The sequence below is a fragment of the Pseudomonas sp. NUPR-001 genome (genome assembly GCF_052147955.1).
Classification (GTDB): domain Bacteria; phylum Pseudomonadota; class Gammaproteobacteria; order Pseudomonadales; family Pseudomonadaceae; genus Aquipseudomonas.
Map to the genome: position 1 here is coordinate 4,744,028 of NZ_CP197353.1, position 24,613 is coordinate 4,768,640.

The 24,613-nt window shown below is 60.7% G+C and carries 24 protein-coding genes; 6 read left to right on the plus strand and 18 right to left on the minus strand.

Annotated elements, in window-relative coordinates:
- Positions 1-65 precede the first annotated feature (65 nt).
- The 3 genes from ACP6KB_RS21750 to ACP6KB_RS21760 all read right to left on the minus strand — a co-directional run bounded on the left by ACP6KB_RS21750 (position 66) and on the right by ACP6KB_RS21760 (position 3,643).
- Entirely contained in the window at positions 66-1,172 is a 1,107-nt protein-coding gene (locus tag ACP6KB_RS21750) for an NADH:flavin oxidoreductase/NADH oxidase (protein ID WP_442109322.1), read from the minus strand.
- A gap of 116 nt (positions 1,173-1,288) precedes the next feature.
- Positions 1,289-2,998, minus strand: a complete 1,710-nt coding sequence (gene recJ / locus ACP6KB_RS21755; protein WP_442109323.1) for a single-stranded-DNA-specific exonuclease RecJ — start codon at positions 2,996-2,998, stop codon at positions 1,289-1,291.
- Between the two features lie 102 nt (positions 2,999-3,100).
- Positions 3,101-3,643 carry a YaeQ family protein gene (locus tag ACP6KB_RS21760; RefSeq protein ID WP_442109324.1) on the minus strand — a complete coding sequence of 181 codons (543 nt, stop codon included), beginning with the start codon at positions 3,641-3,643 and terminating at the stop codon, positions 3,101-3,103.
- A gap of 130 nt (positions 3,644-3,773) precedes the next feature.
- On the opposite strand from ACP6KB_RS21760, the gene ACP6KB_RS21765 reads away from it, so the two are divergent.
- Together ACP6KB_RS21765 and ACP6KB_RS21770 are read left to right on the plus strand one after the other, a co-directional pair.
- The gene (locus ACP6KB_RS21765; protein ID WP_442109325.1) at positions 3,774-4,973 is read left to right on the plus strand and encodes a CaiB/BaiF CoA transferase family protein; all 1,200 of its coding nucleotides are present in this window, start codon (positions 3,774-3,776) and stop codon (positions 4,971-4,973) included.
- A 47-nt stretch (positions 4,974-5,020) separates the two neighbouring features.
- Positions 5,021-5,905: a TIGR02285 family protein gene (locus ACP6KB_RS21770; protein WP_442109326.1), complete on the plus strand. Its 885-nt coding sequence runs from the start codon at positions 5,021-5,023 to the stop codon at positions 5,903-5,905.
- A gap of 66 nt (positions 5,906-5,971) precedes the next feature.
- Here ACP6KB_RS21770 and ACP6KB_RS21775 read toward each other — a convergent pair whose 3' ends face one another.
- The 5 genes from ACP6KB_RS21775 to xerD form a co-directional block, all read right to left on the minus strand.
- Positions 5,972-7,270, minus strand: a complete 1,299-nt coding sequence (locus ACP6KB_RS21775; RefSeq protein WP_442109327.1) for an EAL domain-containing response regulator — start codon at positions 7,268-7,270, stop codon at positions 5,972-5,974.
- A 213-nt stretch (positions 7,271-7,483) separates the two neighbouring features.
- A complete protein-coding gene (gene thrC / locus ACP6KB_RS21780) occupies positions 7,484-8,893 on the minus strand; it encodes a threonine synthase (protein WP_442109328.1) in 1,410 nt (469 codons plus the stop codon).
- A gap of 103 nt (positions 8,894-8,996) precedes the next feature.
- Complete coding sequence (locus ACP6KB_RS21785) at positions 8,997-10,301, minus strand: homoserine dehydrogenase (RefSeq protein WP_442109329.1); 1,305 nt, start codon at positions 10,299-10,301, stop codon at positions 8,997-8,999.
- Between the two features lie 81 nt (positions 10,302-10,382).
- Positions 10,383-11,117: a bifunctional protein-disulfide isomerase/oxidoreductase DsbC gene (dsbC, locus tag ACP6KB_RS21790; RefSeq protein WP_442109330.1), complete on the minus strand. Its 735-nt coding sequence runs from the start codon at positions 11,115-11,117 to the stop codon at positions 10,383-10,385.
- Between the two features lie 144 nt (positions 11,118-11,261).
- Positions 11,262-12,158 carry a site-specific tyrosine recombinase XerD gene (xerD, locus tag ACP6KB_RS21795; RefSeq protein ID WP_442109331.1) on the minus strand — a complete coding sequence of 299 codons (897 nt, stop codon included), beginning with the start codon at positions 12,156-12,158 and terminating at the stop codon, positions 11,262-11,264.
- Positions 12,159-12,234: 76 nt separating this feature from the next.
- On the opposite strand from xerD, the gene ACP6KB_RS21800 reads away from it, so the two are divergent.
- Positions 12,235-14,031 carry a cation:proton antiporter gene (locus tag ACP6KB_RS21800; RefSeq protein ID WP_442109332.1) on the plus strand — a complete coding sequence of 599 codons (1,797 nt, stop codon included), beginning with the start codon at positions 12,235-12,237 and terminating at the stop codon, positions 14,029-14,031.
- Positions 14,032-14,103: 72 nt separating this feature from the next.
- Here the strand turns inward: ACP6KB_RS21800 and ACP6KB_RS21805 are convergent, their stop codons facing one another.
- From ACP6KB_RS21805 to ffh, 6 genes are all read right to left on the minus strand, one after another.
- Positions 14,104-14,511 (minus strand): acyl-CoA thioesterase, encoded by a 408-nt coding sequence (locus ACP6KB_RS21805; protein ID WP_442109333.1) that lies wholly within the window; start codon positions 14,509-14,511, stop codon positions 14,104-14,106.
- Positions 14,512-14,606: 95 nt separating this feature from the next.
- On the minus strand, positions 14,607-14,957 hold the full coding sequence (gene rplS / locus ACP6KB_RS21810) for a 50S ribosomal protein L19 (protein WP_010220244.1): 351 nt from the start codon (positions 14,955-14,957) through the stop codon (positions 14,607-14,609).
- Between the two features lie 42 nt (positions 14,958-14,999).
- Entirely contained in the window at positions 15,000-15,752 is a 753-nt protein-coding gene (trmD, locus tag ACP6KB_RS21815; RefSeq protein ID WP_442109334.1) for a tRNA (guanosine(37)-N1)-methyltransferase TrmD, read from the minus strand.
- A gap of 3 nt (positions 15,753-15,755) precedes the next feature.
- Complete coding sequence (gene rimM / locus ACP6KB_RS21820) at positions 15,756-16,292, minus strand: ribosome maturation factor RimM (protein WP_442109335.1); 537 nt, start codon at positions 16,290-16,292, stop codon at positions 15,756-15,758.
- 5 nt (positions 16,293-16,297) lie between these two features.
- Positions 16,298-16,549, minus strand: coding sequence for a 30S ribosomal protein S16 (gene rpsP / locus ACP6KB_RS21825; RefSeq protein ID WP_133216979.1), 252 nt, complete (start codon positions 16,547-16,549; stop codon positions 16,298-16,300).
- Positions 16,550-16,788: 239 nt separating this feature from the next.
- Positions 16,789-18,165, minus strand: a complete 1,377-nt coding sequence (gene ffh, locus ACP6KB_RS21830; RefSeq protein ID WP_442109336.1) for a signal recognition particle protein — start codon at positions 18,163-18,165, stop codon at positions 16,789-16,791.
- A gap of 196 nt (positions 18,166-18,361) precedes the next feature.
- Here ffh and ACP6KB_RS21835 point away from each other — a divergent pair, with 196 nt between their 5' ends.
- From ACP6KB_RS21835 to ACP6KB_RS21845, 3 genes are all read left to right on the plus strand, one after another.
- Positions 18,362-19,174 (plus strand): cytochrome C assembly family protein, encoded by an 813-nt coding sequence (locus tag ACP6KB_RS21835; RefSeq protein WP_442109337.1) that lies wholly within the window; start codon positions 18,362-18,364, stop codon positions 19,172-19,174.
- A gap of 13 nt (positions 19,175-19,187) precedes the next feature.
- The gene (locus ACP6KB_RS21840; protein ID WP_442109338.1) at positions 19,188-20,402 is read left to right on the plus strand and encodes a transporter associated domain-containing protein; all 1,215 of its coding nucleotides are present in this window, start codon (positions 19,188-19,190) and stop codon (positions 20,400-20,402) included.
- 266 nt (positions 20,403-20,668) lie between these two features.
- A complete protein-coding gene (locus tag ACP6KB_RS21845; RefSeq protein ID WP_442109339.1) occupies positions 20,669-21,973 on the plus strand; it encodes an MFS transporter in 1,305 nt (434 codons plus the stop codon).
- A gap of 93 nt (positions 21,974-22,066) precedes the next feature.
- On the opposite strand, the gene purT is transcribed toward ACP6KB_RS21845, so the two are convergent.
- The 4 genes from purT to ACP6KB_RS21865 form a co-directional block, all read right to left on the minus strand.
- Positions 22,067-23,248 (minus strand): formate-dependent phosphoribosylglycinamide formyltransferase, encoded by a 1,182-nt coding sequence (gene purT / locus ACP6KB_RS21850; RefSeq protein WP_442109340.1) that lies wholly within the window; start codon positions 23,246-23,248, stop codon positions 22,067-22,069.
- Positions 23,249-23,342: 94 nt separating this feature from the next.
- The gene (locus ACP6KB_RS21855; protein WP_442109341.1) at positions 23,343-23,810 is read right to left on the minus strand and encodes a VUT family protein; all 468 of its coding nucleotides are present in this window, start codon (positions 23,808-23,810) and stop codon (positions 23,343-23,345) included.
- 63 nt (positions 23,811-23,873) lie between these two features.
- Entirely contained in the window at positions 23,874-24,086 is a 213-nt protein-coding gene (locus tag ACP6KB_RS21860; RefSeq protein ID WP_442109342.1) for a DUF1289 domain-containing protein, read from the minus strand.
- The gene (locus tag ACP6KB_RS21865; protein WP_442109343.1) at positions 24,086-24,610 is read right to left on the minus strand and encodes a gamma carbonic anhydrase family protein; all 525 of its coding nucleotides are present in this window, start codon (positions 24,608-24,610) and stop codon (positions 24,086-24,088) included. Before ACP6KB_RS21865 ends, ACP6KB_RS21860 begins: the two co-directional genes overlap by 1 nt.
- Positions 24,611-24,613: the final 3 nt, after the last annotated feature.

Genomic DNA, 24,613 nt, shown 5'->3' on the forward strand with positions numbered 1-24,613 from the left:
GCGATAGCGATTCTTCTGATAGAACGCAATCGCGGGGCAAGCCCGCTCCCACCGGTCAGTTCAGATCAATCGCGCAAATCTGACTCATGAATAGGATTGGCCCGGCTGGTCGCACGCTGATACTGCGCCGGCCAGGTTGCCTTGTTGCCGCCCAGGTCATCATCGGCATGCAATGGCCAATAAGGATCACGCAGCAGCTCGCGCGCCAGGAAAATGATATCGGCCTGCGCCGTACGCAAGATGGTTTCAGCCTGCATCGGGTCGGTAATCATGCCGACCGTCCCTGTGGCAATCCCTGCCTCTTCCCGCACTTTGGCAGCAAACTGCGTCTGGTAGCCTGGGCCGGTAGGAATCTCGGCATTCACCGAGGTACCACCGGACGACACGTCGATCAGGTCCACACCCAAAGCCCGCAAGCGCTTGGCCAACGCCACGGTTTCATCCGGGTTCCAGCCATCTTCCACCCAGTCGGTCGCCGACAGCCGCACAAATACCGGCAATTCCTCCGGCCAGACTTCGCGCACGGCTTCCGTCACCTGCAAGGTCAGGCGAATGCGGTTTTCGAAGCAACTGCCGTATTCATCCCGGCGCTGGTTGCTCAAGGGTGATAGGAACTGGTGCAGCAAGTACCCGTGGGCGGCATGCACTTCAACCACCTTGAAACCTGCTTTCAACGCACGCTGTGCAGCATCGACAAACGCCTGGATAACCTCATCGATCTGCGCCTTGGTCATTTCCGCAGGGGGGGTGTGCTGTGGATCGAAGGCGATCTTCGAGGGCCCGATGGGCAGCCAGCCGCCCTCTTCGACTTTGACACTGCCCGATTTACCCAGCCAGGGCCGATGGGTACTGGCCTTGCGCCCGGCATGCGCCAGTTGAATACCCGGTACCGCGCCCTGGGCGGTTATGAAACGGGTGATACGTTGCAACGGCGGGATCTGTGCGTCATCCCACAGGCCCAGGTCCTGGGCGGTGATGCGGCCATCGGCGGTGACCGCCGTCGCTTCAGTGAGAATCAGCCCGGCACCGCCCACCGCACGGCTGCCCAGGTGAACCAGGTGCCAGTCATTGGCCAGGCCATCGACACTGGAGTATTGGCACATCGGTGAAACTGCAATGCGATTGGGCAAGGTCAGGTGGCGCAGGGTGTAGGGCTCAAGCAGCAGGCTCATGGGGCACCTCTCAAATCAAGTGGTAAGGCTCCAGATGGTTGACCGGCCGACCACAGAATCTTCCCCGCAGGTTCATCGACCAATCATTTTGAGCCTAGACCACTTTGCCCCCGGGGTTAGCGCGGTTCCATATGCGCGATCATCAGCTGTACGCTTTCCTGACCACGGAACTCGTTGACATCCAGCTTGTAGGCCAGCTCGACCCAACGCACGGTCGGGTTGGGCCACACCTCGCGATCGACACCAAAGGCAATGCCGTCGAGCCTGACCGAACCGCACTCGCTTTTAAGCACCACTTTCAGGTGACGTTCGCCCACTACCCGTTGCTCAACCAGTTGAAACACCCCATGAAACAGTGGCTCGGGGAAGTGCTGGCCCCACGGCCCGGCATGGCGCAGGGCACGTGCCAGTTCCAGGTGAAACTCTTCAACCGCCAGCGTGCCATCCGACAACAGTCGCCCGGTCAGGTCGTCTTCGCGCAGTTGCCTGCGTACTTCTTCATCGAACGCCTGGGCAAAGGCCGGGAAGTTGTCAGCCGGCAGCGACAAGCCAGCGGCCATCGCGTGGCCACCGAACTTGCTGATCAGTTGCGGATGACGCGCCGCGACCGCATCCAGCGCGTCACGAATGTGAAAACCCGGCACCGACCGCGCCGAGCCCTTGAGCATGCCCTCACCGGCATCGGCGAAAGCAATGGTTGGCCGGTGATAGCGCTCTTTCAGGCGCGAGGCAAGAATACCGATCACGCCCTGATGCCAGTCCGGTTCAAACAGGCACAGGCCGAAGGGCATCGACTCCAGCGGCAAGTCTTTGAGCTGGGCCAAGGCCTCGCGCTGCATGCCCTGCTCGATGGACTTGCGGTCCTGGTTCAGCTCATCCAGTTGACCGGCCATCTCCCGCGCCAGGTTCGGGTCGTCGCTGAGCAGGCATTCAATGCCCAGGCTCATGTCGTCCAGACGACCGGCGGCATTGAGCCGCGGCCCGAGAATAAAGCCAAGATCGGTAGAGGTGATGCGCGCATGGTCGCGGCGGGCGACCTCGAGGATTGCCTTGAGTCCCGGCCGTGCCCGCCCTGCCCTGATCCGTTCCAGGCCCTGATGCACCAGGATGCGGTTATTGGCGTCCAGCGGCACCACGTCGGCAACGCTGCCCAATGCCACCAGATCGAGCAATTCGCCGATGTTCGGTTGCGCTGCGTTGTCGTAGTGGCCGAGGCTGCGCAGGCGCGCGCGCAATGCCATCAGCACATAGAAAATCACCCCGACACCCGCCAAGGCCTTGCTCGGGAAGGTGCAGCCTGGCTGGTTGGGGTTGACGATGGCATCGGCCAACGGCAGTTCATGTCCGGGCAAATGGTGATCGGTGACCAGCACCTTGAGCCCGGCAGCCTTGGCCGCCGCCACGCCTTCGACACTGGAAATGCCGTTGTCGACGGTGATCAACAACTGGGGTTGGCGCTCAAGGGCAACCTGGACGATTTCCGGGGTCAGGCCGTAACCGTATTCAAAACGATTGGGCACCAGGTAATCGACATGCGCTGCGCCGAGCAAACGCAAACCCAGCATCCCCACGGTACTGGCGGTGGCGCCATCGGCGTCGAAGTCGCCAACGATCAGAATGCGCTGGCGTTCGGCCAGCGCTTCGACCAGCAAGTCGACCGCTGCATCGATGCCCTTGAGCTGCTGGTAGGGCAGCAGGCGTGCCAGGCTTTTGTCCAGCTCTGCGGCACTTTGCACGCCACGGGCGGCGTACAGACGGGTCAGCAGCGGTGGTAGATCGCCGAGAGCGGGCAGGATGGCTGGCAAGGGGCGTGGTTCGATGCGCATGAGGGTTCTTTCGGGGGAGTTGGGTAGGTTATCGCGGGGCAAGCCCGCTCCCACAAGGCCTTCTGTAGGAGCGGGCTTGCCCCGCGATCAGCAGGTCAAGAATCAGCCGCGCTCACCGAGCAACCACTGCAATTGGACTTCATGCTGGCCACGGTCGTCAGTCACGAACACCGTGCCTTCACTGATCATCACGTCCCATTTGATCGCCCGCGGCATGTCGGTGGCCAGGGTTTCCAGGACCTCTTGCGGAACAGCGGCAATGTTCAGGTTCTTGAGGTTCTTCACTGCCGGAATCACCTTGTTTTCCCACACGCGCAGGCTGCCGTAGGCCAGCAGGCTGGTACGCTCGGTGCGGCGCGAACACCAGGTCAGGCGTTCGGCATCCGGTTGACCGACTTCGATCCAGTGCAGGATGCGGTCATCCAGACTCTTCTCCCACAGCGCAGCTTCGTCGACATCCGACAGGCCGCGACCAAAGCTCAGTTGCTCGTTGTACCACAGGGCATACGCCAGCAGGCGCACGGCCATGCGCTCCTCGGTTTCCGACGGATGCCGGGCGATGGTCTGCTTGACGCTTTCGTACACGCCGCGGTCGAGGTCGGTGAGGTTCAGTTCAAACTTGTAGGTGGTGGACGGCTGGGCCATGGACGGGCTTCTTGCGGCAAGGAAAGTCGCCCAGTCTAACCGATCCGCAGGCTCCTTGCGCCGCGGCAGTATCTGCACAGGCGCAGCTGTGATAAAAACGGGAGTTCTGACCAGCTGCCACGGACGCCTTATGCCTACGCCCAGCAAACCCCTCGCCGGCCTTAAAGTCATTGAACTCGGCACCTTGATCGCCGGCCCGTTTGCCTCGCGCATCTGCGCGGAGTTCGGCGCGCAGGTGATCAAGGTCGAATCGCCCGACGGCGGCGACCCGCTGCGCAAATGGCGCAAGCTCTATGAAGGCACGTCACTGTGGTGGTTTGTCCAGGCTCGCAACAAACAGTCGCTGACCCTCAACCTCAAGCACGCCGAAGGCATTGAGATCCTGAAAAAGCTGCTGGCCGAAGCGGACATCCTCATCGAAAACTTCCGCCCCGGGGTGCTGGAAAAGCTCGGGCTGGGCTGGGACACCTTGCACGCCCTCAATCCGAAGCTGGTCATGGTGCGCCTGTCCGGCTTCGGCCAGACCGGGCCGATGAAAGACCAACCCGGCTTTGGTGCGGTCGGTGAATCCATGGGCGGGCTGCGCTACATCACCGGTTTCGAAGACCGCCCGCCAGTACGCACCGGGATTTCCATCGGCGATTCGATTGCCGCGCTCTGGGGTGTAATCGGTGCACTGATGGCCTTGCGTCATCGCGAGGTCAATGGCGGTGCAGGCCAGGTGGTCGATGTCGCCTTGTATGAGGCGATCTTCGCGATGATGGAAAGCATGGTGCCCGAGTTCGATGTGTTCGGTTTTATTCGCGAACGCACCGGCAACATCATGCCCGGCATCACGCCTTCGTCCATTCATACCAGTGCCGATGGCAAGCATGTGCAGATCGGCGCCAACGGCGATGCGATCTTCAAGCGCTTCATGCAAGCGATCGGCCGTCAGGACCTGGCCGACGACCCGGCGCTGGCCAGCAATGACGGCCGCGACCTGCGTCGCGACGAACTGTACGCGGTGATCGACCGTTGGGCCCGTAGTGTGCCGCTGGACACCTTGATGCAGGTGCTCAATGACGCGCAGGTGCCCGCCAGCAGAATCTTCAGCGCTGAAGACATGTTCAGCGACCCGCAATTCCTCGCCCGCGAAATGTTCCTGCAGGCCAAACTGCCCGACGGCAAACCGTTCAAGATGCCGGGGATCGTGCCCAAGCTCTCGGAAACGCCGGGTTCCAGCGAATGGGTCGGCCCGGAACTGGGCGCGCACACCGAACAATTGCTCGGCGAGCTGGGTTATGACGCACCGGCCATCGCCCGCCTGCGTGAGCAGGGCGCGGTATGACACGTCGCAACTAATCCTGTTACCAGCCTGAGGGTGGAGACTCGTACATGAGCAAACGCGGGCGCCTGCGCTGTCGTACGCTGTTGTCACTGCTGAGCTGTACCTTGCTGAGTGCCATTCCCGCTGCGGCCTGGGCCAAGGAGCGCATGCTCTGGGTGCTGCGCGACCTGCCGCCCCTGACCATTTTCGAAGGCTCGAGCAAAGGCCAGGGGGTGGTGGACCAGCTGCTGCCCCTGCTGATCGAGCAGATGCCCGAGTACGATCACAGCATCATCCGGGTCAATCGCGCACGCGGCAATCAAATGCTCCAAGAGCACCGACTCACCTGTGACCCTACCCTGCTATGGACCCCGGAGCGCGCGCAGTATGTGCATTTTTCACAGCCGAGCCTCGGGGTGCTGAGCAGTGGGTTGGTGGTCCGTAAGCAAGACCAGCCACTGCTCGCGCCTTACGTGAACAATGAGGAGGTCGACCTGCGTACACTGCTTGCCGGTACGCCGCTGAAACTGGGGGTGGTTGCCGAGCGCAGCTACAGCCCTCCGGTGGACGCCCTGCTCAAAACCCTGCCCACCGAGACGCTCAGCCGCCACTACGGCAATGATGCAGTCAGCAACTTGCTCGAGATGCAAAAGCGCCAGCGTCTGCAGCTGTTGCTGGGCTATTGGCCAGAAGCGCGTTACCTGATTCAGCAACAGGGCTGGCAAACCAGCGACTACCGCTTTTATCCCATTCAAGGCGTGGCCCGTTACCAGTTCATCCACGTCGGCTGCGCCGATACGCCATTGGGGCGTGAAGCCATCGGCCATATCAACCAACTGCTCACGTCACTGCGCCGCGATACATTGCCAAACCTGTACGCACAGTGGCTGGACCCGAACCTGCGTGAGCGCTATCTGCAAGACAGCCAGCAGTTTTTCCCCGATTCGCCATGAGCAGGCAAAAAGAAGCCCCGGACGTTGGGGAGACCGCCCGAGGCTAAATCGAAGTCTGATGGGACTTCATCTGACTGTTGAGGAGCACCGGAGCAAAGCGCCGCTCAACTGTCCTTGCATGCTCTGATTGCTGGCTGCGCTAAAGGTTCCTTCGCAGTCATCGTGCAAAGCACTTTCATTGCGAGTGGCGATCCACTCGAGCAACGCCTCCCCCGGCATTGGCCGGGCGATGAAGTAGCCTTGCAGGACCGGCTGCCCCAGTGCCTTGATCGCCTGCAGGTCGTCAGCAGTTTCCACGCCTTCAACGACCACGTTCAGGTTCATGCGCTGCGCCATGATCAAGGCACCGGCCACCACGGCGGCCTTGCGGCCATCCTGGCCCATGCCGCGAACGAACTCGCTGGGCAGCTTCAACTCGCTGAAGGGTAATTCGAGCAGACGCTGCATATTGGATTCGCCCATGCCAAAGTCGTCGATAGACAACTGGCAGCCCAGAATGCGCAGATGCAACAAGCCTTCAAGCTGACGATCATTCAATGTGCTGCCTGCAGTTTCGACAATTTCCAGGGTCAAGTCATTGGCCGCAACCGCATGGCGTTGCAACGCGGCCTTGACCTGCTGATGAAAGTCTTCGCGCAGCAACAGTTGTGGAGCAATATTGACCGCCACCGGCAGAGCTTTGCCAGTCGATGCTTGCACTTGTGTGCTAAATGCCAGCGCGTGGTCCAGTACATGCCAGCTCAAGGTGTCAATCAGGTCGGCGCGTTCAAACAACGGAATGAACTGCGCTGGCGACAAGGTCCCCAGGCGAGGGTGCTGCCAGCGTACCAGCGCCTCAGCGCCGACCAACGCGCCGTCCAGGGCAACCTTGGGTTGGTAGTGAACAACCCACTGCTCTTTACTGTGCGCCAGTTCGGATGCGCTCAGGTCCAACAGTTTTTTTGGAAGCTGCACAGTGGCAGGCTGAGGCTCGCCAGGCGCCTGCTGCAGATAACGGCGCAACAGCTGGTTCAGGAGCAGGCAACTGGCCGGCTTTTGCACGCTGCCCAGTACAGTCAGGCCCATCTGCTCAGCCAGCGCCGCTACACCGTCGATCACACTCATCTCAGCGCTACTCAAAATGACCAGCGCACGGGCCAGGTTGTTTTCGGCCAGGTGGCGAATCAATTGCAGGCCGTCTGCACCTTCGATCTGCAAGTCGCAAATGGCGATATCGACCGGTCCCCGATGCGCTAGCGCCTCGCAGGCGACCGCCACGGACTCTGCGGTCAGCACGTCAAATACGCCGTTGGCATTGAGCATCTGATGCAAGGCCATCAGTTGGAATGGGTGATCCTCCAGAATCAGGACCTTGAGTGAGCGCATGTGCTTTACCCCACTGTTGCAGTCAGGCGTCACTCTAGACAAACGGTTTATTGCTACCTATCAGAAATTTCCTAAAGTTGTGAAGGACGAATCTAACTGCGTGGGACCGGGCTTGCCCCGCGATGCGATGTGCCTGGCAAATCGCAATCGCGGGGCAAGCCCGCTCCCACCGCCAAAAAAAAGCCCGTCAGTGACGGGCTTCGTTCGGCTCGATCAGAGCGGCTTGCCACGGTTGCCATGCTGGCTGACAAAGGCCTGTACCGCCTTGAGGTCGTTGGCCAGCACCGTGCACTTCTCTTCACGGGAGAACAGGTCGCTCAAATGCGCTGGCAACTCCAGCGCCTTGCCGACACCGGCCTTTTCCACCGCTTCAGGGAACTTGACCGGATGCGCGGTACCCAGCACCACCATTGGCGTATCCAGGCTGCGGCGGCATTCGCGGGCGGCTTTAACGCCGATGGCGGTGTGCGGATCCAGCACTTCACCAGTCTGGGCGAAGACTTCAGCGATGGTTTCGCAGGTTTGCGCGTCGTCTACGGCCAGCGAGTCGAACAGCTTGCGCGCTTCGGTCCAGCGATCTTGTTCGACGCTGAAACCGCCACCTTGCTTGAAGCTGTCCATCAGACCGGCAATGGCTGCACCATTACGACCGTGCAGGTCGAACAGCAGGCGCTCGAAGTTGGACGAGACCATGATGTCCATCGACGGCGACAGGGTCGCGTGCAGGGTTTCCTTGACGTACTGATTGCCGCTCATGAAGCGGTGCAGGATGTCGTTGCGGTTGGTAGCGACGATCAGCTGGCTGATCGGCAGGCCCATGTTGCGCGCCAGGTAGCCAGCGAAGATGTCGCCGAAGTTGCCGGTAGGTACCGAGAACGCGATCGAACGCGCCGGGCCACCCAACTGCAGGGCTGCGTGGAAGTAGTAAACGATCTGGGCCATGATCCGCGCCCAGTTGATCGAGTTGACCGCCACCAGGCGAGTGCCCTTGAGGAAGCCCTGGTCAGCGAAGCTGGCCTTGACCATTTCCTGGCAGTCGTCGAAGTTGCCTTCGATGGCGATGTTGTGGATGTTCTCACCGAAGATGGTGGTCATCTGCCGGCGCTGAACTTCCGACACACGCTGATGCGGGTGCAGGATGAAGATGTCGACGTTGTCGCAACGACGGCACCCTTCGATGGCGGCCGAACCGGTGTCGCCACTGGTGGCGCCGATGATCACCACGCGCTCGCCACGCTTGGCCAGCACGTGATCGAGCAGGCGACCGAGCAGTTGCAGGGCAAAGTCCTTGAACGCCAGGGTCGGGCCATGGAACAGCTCCAGCACCCATTCGTTGCTGTTCAGCTGACGCAGCGGCGCGACGGCGGCGTGAGCGAACTCACCGTAGGTTTCTTCGAGGATTTTCTTGAAATCGGCATCGGCAATGCTGCCGGTGACGAACGGGCGCATCACCCGGAATGCCAGCTCGTGATACGGCAGGCCAGCCCAGGAAGCAATTTCTTCTTGCGTGAAACGTGGCAGATTTTCCGGCACGTACAAGCCGCCATCGCTGGCCAGGCCTGCAAGCAGGACGTCTTCGAAATTCAGGGCCGGTGCCTGGCCGCGGGTACTGATGTAGCGCATGTGTGCAAACCTTTATGTGAGCTTCAAGTTTCAAGCTTCAAGCCGCAAGTCCCCGTTATCGGGCGTTACCTTGCAGCTTGCAGCTGACCGCTTGCAGCTAATGTCAATTCAGTTGTTCGACGCGGATACGTACCACGTTGCCGACCACATCCTGCAAGGCTTCCAGGGCGGTAATGGCGTCGTTCATGCGTTGTTCGACCACACTGTGGGTGAGCAGGATCATTGGCACCAGGCCGTCCTGTTCCTCGACTTCCTTCTGCATGATCGACTCGATGTTGATGCCACGCTCCGAGAGGATGCTTGCGACCTGGGCCAGCACCCCTGGGTGATCCTTGGCCTGGATGCGCAGGTAGTACGCCGATTCGCAGGCTTCGATCGGCAGAATCGGATGTGCCGACAGCGCATCGGGCTGGAAGGCCAGGTGCGGAACGCGGTTTTCCGGATCGGAGGTCATCGCGCGGACCACGTCGACCAGGTCGGCGATTACCGACGAGGCGGTAGGCTCCATGCCGGCGCCAGCGCCGTAGAACAGGGTCGAACCGGCGGCATCGCCATTGACCATCACAGCGTTCATCACGCCATTGACGTTGGCGATCAGACGGTCGGACGGGATCAGCGTCGGGTGTACGCGCAGCTCGATACCGTTGGCAGTGCTGCGTGCTACGCCCAGGTGCTTGATCCGGTAACCCAGCGCCTCGGCGTAGTTCACATCAGCGGTGGTCAGCTTCGTGATGCCTTCGGTATAGGCTTTGTCGAACTGCAGCGGGATACCAAAGGCGATCGAAGCCAGAATGGTCAGCTTGTGCGCCGCATCGATGCCTTCGACGTCGAAGGTCGGGTCGGCTTCGGCGTACCCCAGGGCCTGAGCTTCTGCCAGCACGTCGGGGAAGGCCCGGCCTTTCTCGCGCATTTCCGTGAGGATGAAGTTACCGGTACCGTTGATGATCCCGGCTACCCAGTTGATGCGGTTGGCCGACAAGCCTTCACGAATCGCCTTGATCACCGGAATACCACCGGCCACGGCGGCTTCGAAAGCGACGATAACGCCTTTCTCGCGCGCCTTGGCAAAGATCTCGTTGCCGTGCACAGCGATCAGCGCCTTGTTGGCGGTAACCACGTGCTTGCCATTGTCGATGGCTTTGAGCACCAGATCGCGGGCCACGGTGTAGCCACCGATCAACTCAATGACAATGTCGATTTCCGGGTTCGTGGCAACATCGAATACGTCAGCGGTAATGGGGGTACCGGTAATCTGGCAATTCGGGTTTGGCGAACGCATGGCAATCTGTGCCACTTCAATACCACGCCCGGCACGGCGGGCGATCTCCTCGGCGTTTCGCTGAAGTACATTGAAGGTTCCGCCACCGACGGTCCCCAACCCACAGATGCCTACTTTGACCGGTTTCACTGTGAACTCCCCATTGAACGAACGGCCTGCAGCCGTTCGTGAAAACAGCCGCCTCCCCATGGTGGCGGCTTGCTTGTTGATTTATTTGCTGCCGGCCAACGCCAGCTTGGCAACCTGTGGCGCCGGTTGGTAACCCGGGATCACCTGGCCGTCCTCAAGGACGATGGCCGGGGTTCCGTTGACACCAATCGACTGGCCCAGCTGGAATTGCTTGGCAACCGGGTTGGCGCACTTGGCAGCCTTGATTTCTTTGCCGTCGATCATTTTGTCCAGTGCGCCTTTACGGTCGCTGGAGCACCAAACGGCTTGCAATTGTTCATCGCCCGGGGAACCGAGACCCTGGCGCGGGAAGGCAACGTAACGCACTTCGATACCGCGGCGGTTCAACTCAGGGACTTCGGCGTGCAGCTTGTGGCAGTACGGGCAGGTCGTGTCGGTAAACACAGTGATGTGCGATTTGGTTTCGCCCTTGGCAGGATAAACCACCATCTCGGCCGCTGGAATAGCATTAATGCTCTTGGCGATGGCCTGACGCTCGGTTTTTTCGGTCAGGTTGACCGGTTTACCGTCCTGAATCTGAAACAGATAGCCCTGCACCACGAACTGGCCGTCGGCGCTGGCATACAGCACGCGACCACCTGCGAGCTTGACTTCATACAGACCGTTCAGCGGGCTGGTGGCAACACTCTCGACGGGCACGCCGATGTCCAGCGTCTGCAAGGTCTTGCGGATCGCCTGCTCGGCGTTGTCGGCGGCAGCGGCAAAGGTGCTGACCAGCGCCAGGGCGGCGGTGGCGATAATCTGGGTCACGCGCATGGAAACTCCTGAAGGCGGGCAAAGGGTCGGTCACGCAGCACGCAGACTGAAATGGCGGCGCTCGGACGGCCCTTGATACAAACCGTCCAAGCCTACCACAACCTGTCGGCACAGACCGACCCCGCACGCGACACGCGCCAGCGATCAACCTCTGGGGTGATGACGGGCATGCAGCTCCTGCAAACGTGCCCGGGCGACATGGGTGTAGATCTGGGTAGTCGACAAATCGCTATGCCCCAGCAGCATCTGCACCACACGCAGATCAGCGCCATGGTTGAGCAAGTGAGTGGCGAAGGCATGGCGCAGGGTATGCGGCGACAGGCTCTTGCTGATACCCGCCACCTGGGCCTGATGCTTGATCCGATGCCAGAAGGTCTGGCGGGTCATCTGCTCGCCGCGCAGGCTGGGGAACAGCACATCGCTCGGGCGCCCGTTGAGCATTTCATTGCGCCCATCGCGCACGTAGCGCTCCAGCCATACCACCGCCTCTTCGCCCATCGGCACCAGGCGCTCTTTACTGCCCTTGCCCATCACCCGCAGCACGCCTTGGCGCAGGTTGACCTGATCCAGGGTCAGGCTAACCAGCTCTGTGACGCGCAAGCCGCAGGCGTAGAGCACTTCCAGCATGGCACGGTCACGCTGGCCAATCGCTTCACTCAGATCCGGTGCTTGCAGCAACGCTTCTACGTCGGCCTCAGACAGCGACTTGGGCAGCGGCCGACCTAGCTGTGGCATGTCGACCTGCAGCGTTGGATCAACAGCGATCAACTTTTCGCGCAGCAAATAGCGGTAAAACCCGCGTACGCCAGAGAGAAAGCGCGCCGTCGAGCGCGGCTTGTAGCCCTGATCCAGGCGCCAGGCCAGGTGATCGAGAATCAGCTCGCGCCCGGCGTCAGGTAATGCCACACCGTGCTCCTGCAGCCAACCATTGAACAGCGCCAGGTCACTGCGGTAGGACTCGCGGGTATTGTCGGCCAGGCCTTTTTCCAGCCACAGGGCATCAAGGAACTGGTCAATCAGGGGATGCTCTAGTGCGGGCATGACAACTCGAAGGCAAAAGACATAAACGAAAAATAAACGCTAGTCTTCCACAACACGGTTGGCATAGGGAATTGGAATGAGCGAAGAACAGATTTTGCTGACCTTCGGCGGCATCGGAGCTGCCGCCCTCGCCTGCCAGTGGTTGGCCTGGCGCCTGAAACTACCGGCCATTCTCTTCCTTCTGCTCAGCGGTATTCTGGCCGGCCCGGTGCTGGGCTGGCTCGACCCGCAAGAAATGTTCGGCCCGCTGCTGATGCCGCTGGTGTCGCTGGCGGTGGCACTGATTCTGTTCGAGGGCAGCCTGACCCTGCACTTGTCGCAGTGGAGCGAGATCGGCTCGGTGGTGCAGCGCATGGTGACCCTCGGCGCGCTGTCGACCTGGATCATCATTACCCTGGCAACCCACTGGCTGCTCGGCTTTGACTGGATGCTGGCGACCTTGTTCGGCACCTTGACCCTGGTCACCGGCCCAACAGTGATCGTGCCGATGCTGCGCGTGGTACGGCCGAAATCAACCATTGCCAATATCCTGCGCTGGGAAGGCATCGTCATTGACCCGATCGGCGCCCTGCTTGCCGTGGTGGTCTACAGCTTCATCATTGCCAGCGCCGCAGGCGAAGGGCTGAGCCACAGCCTGATGACCTTTGCCGGAGTGATTCTCTGCGGCAGTGCCTTTGGCGCCGCTGGCGGCTGGATTCTCGGTCAGATCATGCGTGAACAGTGGCTTCCCGAATACCTGCACAACCTCGCCTCACTGGCTGCCGTGCTGGGAATTTTCATCGCCTCCAACCAGGTCATGCATGAATCCGGTTTGCTGGCGGTGACCATCATGGGGATGTGGCTGGCCAATATGAAAGGGGTGGATGTCCGGCAGATTCTGCACTTCAAGGAAAACTTGAGTGTGCTGCTGATTTCCGGGCTGTTCATCCTCCTGGCGGCACGCCTGGACCTGAACGCCCTGATCGGCCTGGGCCCGGCCGTGCTGGCGCTGTTGCTGGTGATCCAGTTGATTGCACGGCCACTGAACGTCGCCCTGTCGACCTGGGGCTCGCAACTGAACTGGCGTGAGCGCACCCTGCTCAGTTGGATTGCGCCGCGCGGGATCGTTGCCGCAGCAGTGTCGGCGATCTTCGCTGTACGGTTATACGAGGCAGGGCACCAGGGCGCTCTACTACTGGTGCCACTGACCTTTGCGGTGATCATCGGCACGGTGGTATTGCAAAGCGCAACGGCACGGCCACTGGCCCGCCTGCTGAAAGTTGCCGAACCGGCCCCCAGCGGCTTTCTGATCGTCGGTGCCAACCCACCTGCCCGGGCCATCGCCAAAGCCCTGCAGCAACTCGACTGCCGCGTGCTGCTGACCGACTCCAGCTGGGAGAATATTCGTGCCGCGCGCATGGAAGGATTGCCCACCTACTTTGGCAACCCTGCCTCGCAGCATGCCGATGCGCACCTGGACCTGGTTGGCCTCGGCCACCTGCTCGGCCTCTCGCCTTCAGGGGAGCTGAACACTTTGGCCTGCGCGCGCTTTCGTCATGACTTTGGTCATGCGCGCTTGTTCGTGCTGGCCAGCGGCCTGGAAACCCGGCGCAGTGACAAGCATCGCGCCAGTGACGAACACCGTGGTCATGTTCTGGGGAGTCAGGCGCTGACATACGTACAGCTCGCCAACCAGATGCACCACGGCGCCGAGTTGTACAGCACGCACCTGACCGATGCTTTTGGCTGGGAGGACTATCAGGCCCTGCATGGCGAACGGGCGACCTTGCTGTTCGCCCGCGACGCCAGCGGCTGGGTGCATGTGTTCGGGCCTGACAGCGTGCTCAAGCCCAGCGCCGGGTGGACGGTGGTGGCGTTGATTCAGCCGGAGTGACCGCAGGTGGGAGCGGGCTTGACCCGCGATTGCGGTTTGTCTGTCATGCCCTCTCGCGGGGCAAGCCCGCTCCTACAGGCCGGGTAATACGGGGACCGGGCGTTTGTCTTCATCGATCGCGACAAAGCTGAACAGGCCATGTATGGCCTTCTCGCGGCTGTCGCAGCTCATGCTTTCGACAAACACTTCAACCTCAACCTTGAGGCTGGTATTGCCCACCGTCGCTACGCGGCCTACCAGTTCAACGATGGAACCTGCAGCAATCGGGTGTTTGAAGTCGATACGGTCAGTAGACACGGTGACCAAAGGCAAACGGCAAAAACGCGTTGCGGCGATGAACGACACTTCGTCCATCCAGGCCAGGGCAGTGCCACCAAACAAGGTGTTGTGGTGGTTGGTGGTAGACGGGAACACCGCTTTGGTGACGCGGGTCACCGACAGTTCGGTACGGCGTTCGATTTCCTGCTCTCTGGGGCTCATAACACTCACATCGGGGACAAATTACAGACAACAAAAAAGCAGCCCGAAGGCTGCTTTTTTTCGCATGGCGACCGTAGCCGCCGGTCAAACTGTCATCAGGACAGTTTTTCCTTGATGCGAGCGGCTTTACCGGACAGGTCGCGCAGGTAGTACAGCTTGGCTTTACGCACGTCACCACGACGTTTCACGGCCAGGCTGTCGATTTGCGGGCTGTAGGTCTGGAAAGTACGCTCAACACCAACACCGTTGGAGATCTTGCGAACAGTGAAAGCACTGTTCAGACCACGGTTACGCTTGGCGATGACAACGCCTTCGAAAGCCTGCAGACGCGAACGGTCACCTTCCTTCACTTTCACCTGAACGACGATGGTGTCGCCCGGGGCAAAGGTAGGGATCTCTTTGCTCATCTGCTCAGCTTCGATCTGCTGAATGATTTTGTTGGTCATGCTGTGCTCCTAAGGTAAATCGTCGGATCTACCATCGATACGTTAACTATCGTCCCGCTCTCGGAGGTACTCCTCGAGCAGCTTCTTCTCTTCTCCAGAAAGTGAGCGACTTTCCAGAAGATCGGCGCGTCGTTCATAGGTCCGCCCAAGGGACTGCTGTAAACGCCATCGCCGGATGTGTGCATGGTTGCCACTAAGCAACACGTCGGGAACACGCTGATCCGCATACACCTCCGGTCGGGTGTAGTGCGGGCAATCAAGCAGACCATCAGTGAAGGAATCTTCCTCCGCCGAGTCCACATGCCCTAAAGCTCCGGGCAGCAGCCGCGTAACCGCATCAACCAGGACCATTGCCGGTAGCTCGCCACCAGACAATACGTAGTCCCCAATCGACCACTCTTCATCAACATGAGCTTCAATAAAGCGCTCGTCGATGCCTTCATATCGACCGGCTATCAGAATCAACGATTCATGCCTCGCCAGGTCTTTGACCGCCGACTGTGTCAGCTTGCGGCCTTGCGGGCTCAGGTAAATCACCTTCGCCGCCTCTCCGGTTGCCTGCCTGGCATGTACCAGGGCGTCTTCCAGAGGCTTGATCTTCATCACCATGCCCGGACCACCGCCAAACGGCCGATCATCCACCGTATGGTGACGATCTGTGGTGTAGTCCCGCGGGTTCCAGCAGGTCAATTGCAACAACCCCTGTTTCACCGCTCGGCTGGTAATGCCGTACTCACTGATGGCCGAGAACATCTCGGGGAACAGCGTGATGACGTCTACGCGCAGGCTGGCCATTGCTTAGAAGTCCGCGTCCCATTCCACCCTCATTTCGCCTGCATCCAGGTCGATTGCCAGCACGCATTGCTCTGTATAGGGCAACAACCGCTCGCGATCATCCAGGCTGCCCGCGCAGGGCTTGACCACCAATACATCGTTCGCGCCGGTCTCCAACAGGTGATCAACCTTGCCGAACAGTTGTTCGTCCTGGTTGATGACTTTCAGACCTACCAACTGGTACCAGTAGTACTCGTCGCTAGGCAGGTTGGGCAAAAGGCTCCGCGAGATACAAATCTCATAACCGCTCAGAAGACGGGCTTCATCACGATCATCGAGGCCTTTGAGCTTGGCGACCAGATCCTTTTGAGTGGAACGGCCACTGACCAGCTCTACCTGTTTCACCACGCCTTCGCGCCGAAGCGTCCAGTTGCGGTACTCCAACAGGTTTTCAATCGGATCAGTAAAGGAATACACCTTCACTTCGCCGCGAACGCCGTGAACCGAGAAAATCTTGCCAACAACGATCAGGTCATTAGCACTTTCTGGCGTCGCGTTCATATTGCTCAGGCAGCAGCCTTGGCAGCTTCCTTCAGCAGCTGAGCAACACGCTCAGACGGCTGTGCGCCAACGCTCAGCCAGTGAGCAACGCGGTCTTCTTTCAGGGACAGACGAACTTCCTGACCACGAGCGATAGGGTTGAAAAAACCAACCTGCTCGATGTGCGAACCGGTAACCGGGTTACGCGAGTCGGTCACGGTCAGGGTGTAGAATGGGCGCTTTTTGGAGCCGCCACGGGCAAGACGGATGGTTAGCATTGAACATCGTTCCTGTAGTCGGTGCTGCAAATCATAATGCACAGCGGGCACACGGGTGCCCGAAAGGCCGCATATTCTCAAGGAATATCCGGACTTTTGCAAATGCCTTTTTACCAATGGTTAAAAGGCTTGCCTGCTGATCTGCGGTTTGCGCTGCCCTCTCTATAAAGGCAGCAGTGTCCCGCCAACGGCGGGGTTCCGATCGCCGGCCCACTTTCGCGCCGACGATCTGAATCGGGTTACAGCTTGGGCATGCCGCCGCCGGGCATCATACCGCCCAGGCCGCGCATCATTTTGGCCATGCCGCCTTTGGCAGAAAACTTCTTCATCATCTTCTGCATTTGCTTGTGCTGCTTGATCAAGCGGCCGATGTCCTGCACCTGGGTGCCGGAACCCATGGCAATCCGACGCTTGCGCGAACCGCTGATCAGCTCAGGGTCACGGCGCTCGGCCGGGGTCATGGAGTTGATGATCGCTTCCATTTGCTTGAACTGCTTTTCGGCGGCGCCCTGGGCATTGCCCATCTGCGCCAGATTGACACCGCCGATGCTTGGCAGTTTGTCCATCAGGCCACCGAGGCCGCCCATGTTCTTCATTTGTTGCAGCTGATCGCGGAAGTCTTCGAGGTCGAAGCCCTTGCCCTTCTTCAGCTTCTTGGCCAGTTTGTCGGCCTTTTCTTTGTCGAGGGTCTGCTCGGCTTGCTCGATCAGGCTGAGCACGTCACCCATGCCGAGGATGCGCGAGGCAATACGGTCAGGGTGGAACGGCTCGAGCGCTTCGGTCTTTTCACCCATACCGATGAACTTGATCGGCTTGCCGGTAATGGCGCGCACCGACAGCGCCGCACCGCCACGGGCGTCACCGTCGACCTTGGTGAGGATCACGCCGGTCAGCGGCAGTGCGTCGCCAAAGGCCTTGGCGGTGTTGGCCGCGTCCTGACCGGTCATGGCGTCGACCACGAACAGGGTTTCGATCGGCTTGACCGCGGCGTGCAGGTCTTTGATCTCGGTCATCATTTCGGCGTCGATGTGCAGACGACCGGCGGTGTCGACGATGACCACGTCGATGAATTTCAGCTTGGCTTCGCGGATCGCCGCTTCAGCAATGGCCACAGGCTTCTGGCTGATGTCGGACGGGAAGAAAGTAACGCCGATATCACCCGCCAGGGTTTCCAGCTGTTTGATCGCCGCCGGACGATAAACGTCGGCCGAGACCACCATGACCGACTTCTTCTTGCGCTCTTTAAGAAAGCGCGCCAGCTTGCCGGCGGTGGTGGTTTTACCCGCACCCTGCAGACCGGCCATCAGCACCACGGCCGGCGGCGCAGCATTGAGGCTCAGCTCTTCGTTGGCCGCCCCCATCATCTCTTCGAGCTCGGCCTGGACAATCTTCACGAAGGCCTGGCCTGGGGTCAGGCTGCGCGACACTTCGGTGCCGACCGCACGCTCTTTGATCTTGTTGACGAAATCCTTGACCACCGGCAGGGCGACGTCAGCTTCGAGCAGCGCCATGCGCACTTCACGCAGCGTGTCTTTGATGTTGTCTTCAGTCAGCTTGGCCTTGCCAGTGACATGGCGTAGCGTCTGTGACAGACGGTCGGTCAGGTTTTCAAACATGGTGATCCTTTCAGGCTCTGTAGAACCGAGGTTTATCAGCTGCCTCTGGCGTATTCGACGGGCCTTGGGCAGGGGCAGGTCGGCGATTATAACGAAGACTCGGCCCAGCGCACACCTCGCCGTCGGCTAGCAGTCTTCCTTGGCGGACGCGTTCTATGCCAAACTCAACTCTTTTCGGGCTTGCCTAACAGGACTTATGCTCCCTTTGTCACCCAGCTTGCTACCCAATTTGATCGCCGCCTGCCTGTACGCGGCCGCGACCTTCTATCAAGGCTCCCGTCTGGCGCAAGGCGCCAAGGCTGACAAACGCCTGCTCGGCGTGCTCGGCCTGCTGGCCGTTATTGCCCAGGGCACGGCGCTCTGCTGGCAGTTACTCACGCCGCTGGGCCTGAGCCTGGACTTCTTCAGTGCCGCCAGTCTGATTGCCACCGCAGTGATTGCCCTGACCCTGCTGGCCTGCCTGCGCATTCCGGTGGAAAACCTGCTGCTGTTGCTGTTCCCACTGGGCATGCTCACGGCACTGACGTCGCAGTTCGCGCCACCGGGCACCGTGCCATTGATCAATGAAGAGCCGGGCATCCTCGCGCATATCCTGCTGTCGATCCTGGCCTATGGCATGTTCACCATTGCCGTGTTCCAGGCGTTGTTGCTGCTGCTTCAGGATCACCAGCTCAAGCACAAACACCCATCGGGGCTGATCAAGAACTTCCCGCCCCTGCAAACCATGGAAAGCCTGCTGTTCGACTTTCTCTGGGCCGGCTGGGCGTTGCTGTCGCTGTCGCTGATTTCCGGCTGGCTGTTCCTCGACAACCTGTTTGCCCAGCACCTGGTGCACAAAACCTTGCTGGCCTGCCTGGCATGGATTGTCTTCGCCGTGCTGTTGTGGGGCCGTACGCGCCTGGGCTGGCGTGGTCACAAGGCAATCCGCTGGACCCTGGCCGGTTTCTGCCTGCTGATGCTGGCCTACTTTGGCAGCAAGCTGGTGCGTGAATTCATCCTGCATATCTGACGGGCACAGGTAAATGGACGCTCTGCCGTTAGGACCCTTACTTGCCATAATGGCATTGGCCCTGCTCTGGTCGGCACTGTTCACGGCGGTGGATGCCGCCCAGCAGCAACTCAACGCGGCACGGCGCAACGACCTGACGGGTGAACACCCGGAGCTGGCGGTAACCCCACAGTCTCTGGTGCTCTGCTCGACCCTGGGCAAACTATTGGTGCTGGCCCTGGCCTGCTTACTGGGCCAACGCTACAACGGCGAACAGGGCTTTTGGCTGGCCGGCGTGAGTGCCGCCGCCCTGCTGCTGGTACTGGCCGAATACCTGCCGCGACAACTGGCCCGCCGTAACCCGCACACCTTCATTACCTTGGGCAACAGTCTGCTCAAGGCACCCCTGAAGCTACTCCAGCCCCTGGCCTGGTTGCTCGACAGCTGCGCCCGGCTGTTACTGCGCCCCTTCCGCGTTCAGGCCCATGCGGTCAGCCTGCATGAGTTGCACGAAAGCGATGCCGACAACGAAGAACACCCACAGGCCGAGCACCGCCTGAACCTGCCGGAAAGCCTGCTGGCGCTGGATAAAGTCACCGTCAATGACATCCTGGTGCCGCGCAACGATGTCGACGGTATCAACCTCGACGAGCCGATCGAAAAGATCATCGAGCAACTGATCATCAGCCGCCATACCCGGCTGCCGGTGTATCACAGCGACATCAACCAGGTGGAAGCGGTACTCAACACCAAGCTGATCAGCCACCTGCTGCCCAAGGCCGAGCTGAGCCGCGAAGCCCTGCATGCCGCCTGCTACGACCCGTACTTCGTCCCCGAAAGCACGCCGCTGCAAATGCAGCTGCTGAACTTTCACAAGCAACAGCGGCGCCTCGGCGTGGTGGTCGACGAATACGGTGAGGTACTGGGCATCGTCACCCTTGAAGACATTCTCGAAGAGATCGTCGGCGAGTTCGAAGACGAGCACCACCAGGAAAACCCGCACATTCACCCGCAAGCCGATGGCCGTTTCGTTATCGAAGGCGCGGTGTCGATACGCGAGCTGAACCGCAGCCTCGGCTGGCACCTGCCCAGTGACGGCCCGAAAACCCTCAACGGTCTGGTCACCGAAGCCCTGGAAAGCATCCCGCCGAGCGCTGTGTGCTTGAAAATCGGCCGATATCGCCTGGAAATTCTCGAAACAGAAGACAATTGCGCCAGCCGCATACTGGTCTGGACTGTCCCTCGCTAGCTATACTCCCATCACGCTTACCCAGCCTGGCCGTCACGCTTGCTACCCGCTTTCAGCGCCTCCCGGCCAGTGCGCACCACTGAATAACGCGCTTTTACCGGCACTGCTTCACACCCCGCAACAGTGCCCGCGCCGCCCCTACCCCCAACGGGCGTATGCTCAGTCACGCGATCAACAACAATACGCTCGGGCCATTGTGTGCCGCTGCCTGCCTGTGCAGCTCGGCTGCAGTGCCCGTGGAGCACTCGACTGTCAGGGACAATCGCATGACAACCAGCAGCACATACTCCGAAACCACTCAGGCCAGCCCCGGCAATTCCCCGGCACGGGTCGCCACTGCCAGCTTCATCGGCACTGCCATCGAGTTTTACGACTTCTACGTTTATGCCACCGCCGCCGCACTGGTGATCGGGCCGGTATTTTTTCCGCAGACTTCTGGCACCGCGCAGATGCTCTCGGCCTTCCTTACCTTCGGTATCGCCTTTCTCGCTCGCCCTCTGGGTTCTGCGCTGTTCGGCCACTTCGGTGACCGTATCGGGCGTAAATCGACCCTGGTCGCCTCGCTGTTGCTGATGGGCGTGTGTACCACACTGATCGGCGTGCTACCGGGCTACGACAGCATTGGTGCCTGGGCGCCGATCCTGCTGTGTGTACTGCGCTTCGGCCAGGGTTTGGGGCTGGGCGGTGAATGGGGCGGTGCAGCCCTGCTGGCCACTGAAAACGCGCCCAAAGGCAAACGCGCCTGGTTCGGCATGTTCCCGCAGCTGGGCCCCTCCATTGGTTTTCTGGCAGCCAACGGCCTGTTCCTGGCCCTAGCCATGCTGCTCACCGACGAGCAGTTCCGTAGCTGGGGCTGGCGCATTCCCTTCCTGCTCAGCGCAGCACTGGTGATCGTTGGCCTGTATGTGCGCCTGAAGCTCGAAGAAACGCCGATCTTCGCCAAGGCCGTAGCCCAGCACCAACGGGTGAAAATGCCGGTTGTCGAGCTGTTCTCGCAATACTGGATGCCGGTGCTGCTGGGTTCGGCGGCGATGGTGGTGTGCTACGCGCTGTTCTACATCTCGACGGTGTTTTCGCTCAGCTATGGTGTCTCGACCCTGGGTTACAGCCGCGAAACCTTCCTCGGCCTGCTGTGCTTCGCAGTCTTGTTCATGGCCCTGGCCACGCCGCTGTCGGCCTGGCTCAGTGACCGTTATGGGCGCAAGCCGGTGCTGATTGTTGGTGCGGTACTGGCGATTCTCTCGGGCTTTGCCATGCAGCCGCTGTTGACCTCGGGCTCCACTGCCGGAGTGGCACTGTTCCTGGCCATCGAGCTGTTCTTGATGGGGGTGACGTTCGCACCGATGGGCGCGCTGCTGCCTGAGCTGTTTCCGACCCATGTGCGTTACACCGGGGCGTCGGCGGCCTATAACCTCGGCGGTATTGTCGGCGCGTCGGCAGCACCCTTCTTCGCCCAGAAGCTGGTGGCGATGGGTGGATTGAGCTGGGTGGGGGGCTATGTGTCAGCGGCGGCGCTGTTGAGCCTGATTGCTGTGTTATGCCTGAAAGAAACCCGGCATTCGGAGCTGTAAGGCTCATAGGGTTTGATTTGTGGGAGCGGGCTTGCCCCGCGATGCGATGTCACAGATAAATCGCATCGCGGGGCAAGCCCGCTCCCACCGGGATTACAACTCTACCTTGACTGCCTGGGAAGCACGGGTCGCCTTGGCGCGTGCAGCCTCGATCGACTCATCACGGGCCAGGCACACGCCCATGCGGCGCTGGCCGTTGACTTCAGGTTTGCCAAACAGACGAATGGCGGTATCCGGCTCGCTCAACGCGGCACCGAGGTTGGCGAACGCGGTTTGTTGCGACTGCCCTTCCACCAGGATCACCGCCGAGGCCGACGGCCCGAACTGACGGATCAACGGAATCGGCAAGCCAAGAATGGCCCGCGCATGCAGGGCGAATTGCGACAGGTCTTGCGAGATCAAGGTCACCAGGCCGGTGTCATGTGGACGCGGCGACACTTCGCTGAACCACACCTGATCGCCTTTGATGAACAGCTCTACGCCAAACAGTCCGCGGCCACCCAGCGCCTCGGTCACGGCCTTGGCCACACGCTCGGACTCGGCCAGGGCTTTCGGGCTCATGACCTGAGGCTGCCAGGACTCCTGATAATCGCCCTTCTCCTGACGATGACCAACCGGTGCGCAGAAGGTGGTGCCTCCGACATGACGCACGGTCAGCAAGGTAATTTCGTAGTCGAAATCGATGAAGCCTTCGATGATCACCCGACCCTTGCCTGCACGGCCGCCTTCCTGCGCGTAGTCCCAGGCTTTCTGGACATCGTCGTTGCTGCGCAGCAGGCTCTGGCCTTTGCCGGAGGAACTCATCACCGGCTTGACCACGCACGGGAAACCGAGATCTTCGACCGCCTTGCGGTAGTCTTCGAAGGTGTCGGCGAAGTGGTAGGGCGAGGTCGGCAAGTCCAGCTCTTCGGCCGCCAGGCGGCGAATGCCTTCACGGTTCATGGTCAGCTGAGTGGCACGCGCGGTGGGCACCACGTTGAAGCCTTCGTTCTCCAGCTCAACCAGGGTCGCAGTAGCGATGGCTTCGATTTCCGGCACGATGTAATGCGGCTTTTCAGCCTCGATCACTGCGCGCAGGGCGGCGCCATCGAGCATGTTGATCACATGGCTGCGATGCGCCACCTGCATGGCCGGCGCATCGGCGTAACGGTCCACGGCAATCACTTCAACGCCCAGGCGCTGCAGCTCGATCACCACTTCCTTGCCCAGCTCGCCGCAGCCACACAGCAGTACGCGGGTCGCTGTTGGCGACAATGGGGTTCCGATACGGGTCATTTCAGGTCCTCAGAGGGAAGGATTCCAGGGCCGCCCTTCAAGGGGCAACCCGGTGAAAAGGAGCGCCATTTTACATGAAGCCGGGCGCAGGGCCTCAACCGGCAAGGGCACGCTTGCGCAGACGCCAGGCCATGATCAGCCACACCGCTGTAACGCCTGCGAACTTGGAGGCCAGGGCGGTACCAACGACCGCAGGGGTCAAGGCGCCGATCATGCCAAAGAAGATGAACGTGTCGATCGGGATGCTCAGCGCTGAACTCAACCACAAGCGGTCGTGCAGCGGGCGCTTGGTGATGCTGAACACCAGCCAGTCGATCAGCTCCGAGACCGCAAAGGCAGTGGCACTGGCCAGGGCGATGGCAGGCTCGGAGGTGACATACGACAGCACCAGCGCTACCAGCATGGCAACCAGCGCGCCATGACCATAGCGGGTCTGCACCATGTCGCGGAGGATAAATACCAAACCGCCCCAGGCCGACCAGATGACATCCAGGTGCGGGGCGCTGGAGAAGGCGTAGTTGATCAGCACAACGCTGCTGATATAGGCAATCAGAAAAGGCATGGGATTAACCGCAGGGCAAGCGCTACAGGGTACTTGAGCAACCGCCTGCGGCCAAGTGGTGGATCAGCAGGTAGCGCCGCTGACGTTGAGGATCAGCCCGGCAGCCACGGCGCGCTCGTGGCACAGCTTGAGCACCTGACGGCGCTCGTTGTTGTCCATCCGCCCCCAGCGGGTAATTTCCATGGCGCTGCGCTGACAGCCGGTGCAGATGTCAGCGTCATCCAGGGCACAGATATGCACGCAGGGTGAGGCAACCGGGCGCTCAGTACTGCTCATCAATCCTCCTGGGGTGCCAGATCACGGGCATAGCGCTCGGCGTTATGCACGTAATGCGCAGCGCTGGCCTCAAGCATCTTCTTCTGCGCCTCGGTCAGCTCACGCACGACCTTGCCCGGCGAGCCCATGACCAACGAACCGTCGGGGATTTCCTTGCCTTCAGGGATCAACGCATTGGCGCCGATGATGCAGTACTTGCCGATACGCGCACCGTTGAGGATGACCGCATTAATGCCTACCAGGCTGTAGTCGCCCACCGTGCAGCCGTGCAGCATGGCGTTGTGGCCGATGGTTACCCCGGTGCCCAGGGTCAGCGGCGAGCCCATGTCGGTGTGCATCACCGTACCGTCTTGCACGTTGCTGTTCTCACCGATGTCGATCAGCTCGTTGTCACCACGCAACACCGCGCCAAACCAGACGCTGGCCCCCGCTTGCAGGCGTACCTTGCCGATCAGCGTGGCAGTGGGCGCCGCCCAGCTGCGTGGATGGGTTTCGACCCGCAGGTCGCCCAGACGGTATTTCATGCG

Excerpts from the sequence above, each read along its gene's own strand:
- ffh (WP_442109336.1), bottom strand. The coding sequence starts at position 18,165 with ATGTTTGAAAACCTGACCGACCGTCTGTCACAGACGCTACGCCATGTC.
- rpsP (WP_133216979.1), bottom strand. The coding sequence starts at position 16,549 with ATGCTAACCATCCGTCTTGCCCGTGGCGGCTCCAAAAAGCGCCCATTC.
- ACP6KB_RS21860 (WP_442109342.1), bottom strand. The coding sequence starts at position 24,086 with ATGAGCAGTACTGAGCGCCCGGTTGCCTCACCCTGCGTGCATATCTGT.
- rplS (WP_010220244.1), bottom strand. The coding sequence starts at position 14,957 with ATGACCAACAAAATCATTCAGCAGATCGAAGCTGAGCAGATGAGCAAA.
- ACP6KB_RS21800 (WP_442109332.1), top strand. The coding sequence starts at position 12,235 with ATGAGCGAAGAACAGATTTTGCTGACCTTCGGCGGCATCGGAGCTGCC.
- ACP6KB_RS21750 (WP_442109322.1), bottom strand. The coding sequence starts at position 1,172 with ATGAGCCTGCTGCTTGAGCCCTACACCCTGCGCCACCTGACCTTGCCC.
- ACP6KB_RS21845 (WP_442109339.1), top strand. The coding sequence starts at position 20,669 with ATGACAACCAGCAGCACATACTCCGAAACCACTCAGGCCAGCCCCGGC.
- ACP6KB_RS21770 (WP_442109326.1), top strand. The coding sequence starts at position 5,021 with ATGAGCAAACGCGGGCGCCTGCGCTGTCGTACGCTGTTGTCACTGCTG.
- xerD (WP_442109331.1), bottom strand. The coding sequence starts at position 12,158 with ATGCCCGCACTAGAGCATCCCCTGATTGACCAGTTCCTTGATGCCCTG.
- thrC (WP_442109328.1), bottom strand. The coding sequence starts at position 8,893 with ATGCGCTACATCAGTACCCGCGGCCAGGCACCGGCCCTGAATTTCGAA.
- ACP6KB_RS21765 (WP_442109325.1), top strand. The coding sequence starts at position 3,774 with ATGCCTACGCCCAGCAAACCCCTCGCCGGCCTTAAAGTCATTGAACTC.
- rimM (WP_442109335.1), bottom strand. The coding sequence starts at position 16,292 with ATGAACGCGACGCCAGAAAGTGCTAATGACCTGATCGTTGTTGGCAAG.
- purT (WP_442109340.1), bottom strand. The coding sequence starts at position 23,248 with ATGACCCGTATCGGAACCCCATTGTCGCCAACAGCGACCCGCGTACTG.
- dsbC (WP_442109330.1), bottom strand. The coding sequence starts at position 11,117 with ATGCGCGTGACCCAGATTATCGCCACCGCCGCCCTGGCGCTGGTCAGC.
- ACP6KB_RS21865 (WP_442109343.1), bottom strand. The coding sequence starts at position 24,610 with ATGAAATACCGTCTGGGCGACCTGCGGGTCGAAACCCATCCACGCAGC.
- ACP6KB_RS21805 (WP_442109333.1), bottom strand. The coding sequence starts at position 14,511 with ATGAGCCCCAGAGAGCAGGAAATCGAACGCCGTACCGAACTGTCGGTG.
- recJ (WP_442109323.1), bottom strand. The coding sequence starts at position 2,998 with ATGCGCATCGAACCACGCCCCTTGCCAGCCATCCTGCCCGCTCTCGGC.
- ACP6KB_RS21840 (WP_442109338.1), top strand. The coding sequence starts at position 19,188 with ATGGACGCTCTGCCGTTAGGACCCTTACTTGCCATAATGGCATTGGCC.
- ACP6KB_RS21855 (WP_442109341.1), bottom strand. The coding sequence starts at position 23,810 with ATGCCTTTTCTGATTGCCTATATCAGCAGCGTTGTGCTGATCAACTAC.
- trmD (WP_442109334.1), bottom strand. The coding sequence starts at position 15,752 with ATGGCCAGCCTGCGCGTAGACGTCATCACGCTGTTCCCCGAGATGTTC.
- ACP6KB_RS21835 (WP_442109337.1), top strand. The coding sequence starts at position 18,362 with ATGCTCCCTTTGTCACCCAGCTTGCTACCCAATTTGATCGCCGCCTGC.
- ACP6KB_RS21775 (WP_442109327.1), bottom strand. The coding sequence starts at position 7,270 with ATGCGCTCACTCAAGGTCCTGATTCTGGAGGATCACCCATTCCAACTG.
- ACP6KB_RS21760 (WP_442109324.1), bottom strand. The coding sequence starts at position 3,643 with ATGGCCCAGCCGTCCACCACCTACAAGTTTGAACTGAACCTCACCGAC.